The sequence below is a fragment of the Ruegeria sp. SATB027 genome (assembly GCF_059613825.1).
This window is the reverse complement of record NZ_JBXWTH010000095.1, coordinates 1-3,078: the sequence shown is the minus strand read 5'-3', so window position 1 is coordinate 3,078 and position 3,078 is coordinate 1. Positions and strand designations below refer to the sequence as shown.

Genomic DNA, 3,078 nt, shown 5'->3' with positions numbered 1-3,078 from the left:
TCAAAGGGAGTTCGCACGTGGTTGGTTCGGGGCGTAAGCCGGTCTGCCGGCTGAAGCCTAGCACGCGGTCACGCGCCAAATGGCGCGGGATTTGCCCGCCTCCACAAATTTATTCAGCCGCCTCTTGAAGTGTGTACACAAAATAGGTACATATACTTCATAAGCGGCACGTAGAAGGTCGTCCTGAGCAGAACGAAAATATGAAACCCGATCAAGGAAGTAGACAGTCAAAATGCCCAAACCTCGCCAGTACCAAACAACAGAAGGCTTTGACCATGCTCCTCGAATGGGACGAAGACAAACGTCAACAAAACATCACCAAACATGGCGTGGATTTTCTCTATGCCGCTTTGATCTTTGAGGGTCCGACCCTCACTAAAACTGATGACCGACACGACTATGGGGAAGAACGGTTTATCTCTCTGGGCTTGGTTGATGGTGATCCGTTCACCGTCATTTACACCATGCGCGGCGAGAACATCCGTCTAATCTCTGCCTGGAAAGGAGGTCGGAAGGATTATGAAAAATACAAAGACAGCTTCCCTTGAGGAAATTAGGGCGATGCAACGTCGCGGCGAAGTTATAGCGCCGAGTGACGACGCAGAAGCCCTGGATATGCCTGATGGCTTTTGGGATGACGCCGACATAGTTGAGCGCCAGCCGAAACAGTCTGTGCATCTGCGCGTTGACGCTGATGTTCTCGAATACTTCAAGTCTGGCGGCAAAGGCCACCTGACTCGAATGAACGCAGTACTGCGGACGTATTACGAGGCGCAAAGAGGCCGGGGCTAATGCCCCGGCGCTTCGCTAAGCCAGACAACGCAATCGTTTGTCTATTTTCTTTGGTCAAAGCTATTCATAAGAATTTCAAGCATATCGTGGTAAGAACGCCGATCATCCTTACAGAGTTTCTTGAATCGATTAATTGTGGTTGGTGGGCCCTGTACAAGTATACGAATAGGGTACTCGGTGGTGGGCGGCTCTGAGTGAATTACAGGGCGCGAGGGCGCTTCAGTGACAATCTGCTCTGGTTTTAGATCCGGCTTTTCTTGCTTTTCAGAGGACTCGTGTTCCAGGCGTTTCAATTCCGAGAAATTTAACGTGCTGGTCATTACGCATATACCTTCATGATTACAGACTGCACCTCGGCCGCAAGCGCCTGTGCATTTGCTACAGCTCCCTCCAGTCCCCCTACCCCTTCGAGATCTTGCAATCGACCGCCGAACCTATGCATTGAAGAATAAGCTGTGCGGGCCACAAGTTCTGTTCCAAAGCAAGGAACGTTTGCGCGCATGTCATGGTTTGTTTCTTTTTCACTTTTAGCTTTGACCGCTGCTTTAACCCTCGTGAACAACACTCTGGCGGGGATATCACGATCCTGCGACATTCCGTCAGTTCGAATACTTGAAAGAGTCTGCACAGCGGCTTCAGCATCCTGTTGCTCGTCACCCATTGGAACAATCACCAGGTCAGACTTTACAATGGCAAAGGAATTAAGGCGGGATTTAATGCCCTCCAAGTCTACCAACACAATGTCGGAATCTTCACGACATTGATTGATCAAAGGTAGTATCTTCTCCTCATCGATGCAGTGGTGGCACGTAATATTAGGGTGTAGCGGGCCTTTGTCTTTCCAGGAGATTAGTCTTGCGGCTGGGTCTGCATCGATCAGCGCTACGGTAGCACTTTCCGCTATTATGGACGCCAGAACGATGCAAGCGGTCGTTTTTCCCGCTCCGCCTTTGGTAGATGCAAACGAAATCACAGGCATGTTTACTGCTCTCTTTGGTTACCTCAGGCCAAATTATGACACTCAGGCAGCCTCAACAATAGACTGCCACAGTACAGCACACCGCATGTTACCAATCCGCACCACATTATGCCATTCCGCACAGTGCGCTATGCTGCCATGGCATTTCATATACTACCATATGGCAACATATGGCGCTTGTCATTCAAATCGCTCAACACCAGATTTAACCATGGCTCCGAGTAAACAGTGCGGACTATTGGGTTGGAAGGATTGACCAGGGCGGAGTACTGAGGCCCACCGTAGAAGCTAAACACAAATTGACACAAGGGCGCACCGTCAATCTCCGACAGCCGATGGCCGAATGCAAATCCTTTTGCCGGTATGCTGCTTTCTATTGGCATGTCCGGCTGCATCGCTAAACAACCTGTTACTTTTCCGGCCGTTTCAACAAGACTCATGCCGAAGCAGGGTGCATCAGCTCCGGCAAAATCCTGCATAAAGGCACGGCTTAGAAGGAGGTTTGGCAGGGCAGACATTACAAAAGTTTCTTTCGAGCGAGGATGAGTGTCGCAGCAAGATTGCTATTACAGTTCAGCTTGCTCCGCGCGGATTTCAGCCGGCTCTTGGCAGCACTGAGGGTTATTCCCAACTGTTCGGCGGCGCTCTCCACAGATTTATCATTTGCGATAATACGAAGAAGCGCCAGTTCACCATCATTCAGAGGCAACGGTTGGTTTACTCTTTCGACAAAGCTGGACCACCAGGAAGACAGCCTGACAAATTCAACATCGTCGATCTCACGGTCCGGCCTGGCAACCGACAACATCGATGTGTTCGACCCAACCGTTTTCACAAATGTAGCACCGTATCGAATACCGTGTTTGCGCGCGCTCTTCATAACACCACGGATGTCCGGAATCCTGATCTCAGACCAGCGCTTTTCACCGTCGCCAGTCAGAAAATGTACAACAACCGGATCCAGCCACAGATATTTCTTACGGTCATATTCTTCACGCCATGCGACAGGGTAGTCAGTGTCGAAAAACTCTGTTCCGCGGTTGGTGTGATTTATACCGATCATGAAACCCGCTGTCGCGATTGTTTTTATCCACTCAATGTCCGCGTTATATCCTGGGATGTGTGAGGGTGGGGAGAGGGTGTACATACAGAGATATTCCTAGGGTTGTATCGCGAGGCACCTCGGCAGCCTTTCGTTTGATTTGAATAACGTCTTTGGAAACGTGGCAAGGGGCTCTGTTGCACAAATCGGATTTTGAGCGCAGTTCCCCTTTCCCCGGACGGACTTATCCTACGGGCTCTGTGAC

5 protein-coding genes are annotated in these 3,078 nt (G+C 50.3%); 2 read left to right on the top strand and 3 right to left on the bottom strand.

Going from position 1 to position 3,078, the window contains the following annotated elements:
• The first annotated feature begins 200 nt into the window (after positions 1-200).
• Positions 201-548, top strand: a complete 348-nt coding sequence (locus tag AC2FPW_RS22105) for a BrnT family toxin (protein WP_496815424.1) — start codon at positions 201-203, stop codon at positions 546-548.
• Positions 520-792: a BrnA antitoxin family protein gene (locus tag AC2FPW_RS22100; RefSeq protein WP_496815423.1), complete on the top strand. Its 273-nt coding sequence runs from the start codon at positions 520-522 to the stop codon at positions 790-792. Before AC2FPW_RS22105 ends, AC2FPW_RS22100 begins: the two co-directional genes overlap by 29 nt.
• Before the next feature lie 319 nt (positions 793-1,111).
• On the opposite strand, the gene AC2FPW_RS22095 is transcribed toward AC2FPW_RS22100, so the two are convergent.
• The 3 genes from AC2FPW_RS22095 to AC2FPW_RS22085 form a co-directional block, all read right to left on the bottom strand.
• Positions 1,112-1,771 (bottom strand): nucleotide-binding protein, encoded by a 660-nt coding sequence (locus AC2FPW_RS22095; RefSeq protein WP_496815421.1) that lies wholly within the window; start codon positions 1,769-1,771, stop codon positions 1,112-1,114.
• 146 nt (positions 1,772-1,917) lie between these two features.
• Complete coding sequence (locus AC2FPW_RS22090) at positions 1,918-2,289, bottom strand: hypothetical protein (protein WP_496815420.1); 372 nt, start codon at positions 2,287-2,289, stop codon at positions 1,918-1,920.
• On the bottom strand, positions 2,289-2,918 hold the full coding sequence (locus tag AC2FPW_RS22085) for a helix-turn-helix transcriptional regulator (RefSeq protein WP_496815419.1): 630 nt from the start codon (positions 2,916-2,918) through the stop codon (positions 2,289-2,291). The genes AC2FPW_RS22090 and AC2FPW_RS22085 overlap by 1 nt, the downstream gene beginning before the upstream one ends.
• Between the last annotated feature and the right edge of the window lie 160 nt (positions 2,919-3,078).

Coding starts and splice junctions, on each gene's coding strand:
- AC2FPW_RS22090 (WP_496815420.1), bottom strand. CDS start 2,289: ATGTCTGCCCTGCCAAACCTCCTTCTAAGCCGTGCCTTTATGCAGGAT.
- AC2FPW_RS22095 (WP_496815421.1), bottom strand. CDS start 1,771: ATGCCTGTGATTTCGTTTGCATCTACCAAAGGCGGAGCGGGAAAAACG.
- AC2FPW_RS22085 (WP_496815419.1), bottom strand. CDS start 2,918: ATGTACACCCTCTCCCCACCCTCACACATCCCAGGATATAACGCGGAC.
- AC2FPW_RS22100 (WP_496815423.1), top strand. CDS start 520: ATGAAAAATACAAAGACAGCTTCCCTTGAGGAAATTAGGGCGATGCAA.
- AC2FPW_RS22105 (WP_496815424.1), top strand. CDS start 201: ATGAAACCCGATCAAGGAAGTAGACAGTCAAAATGCCCAAACCTCGCC.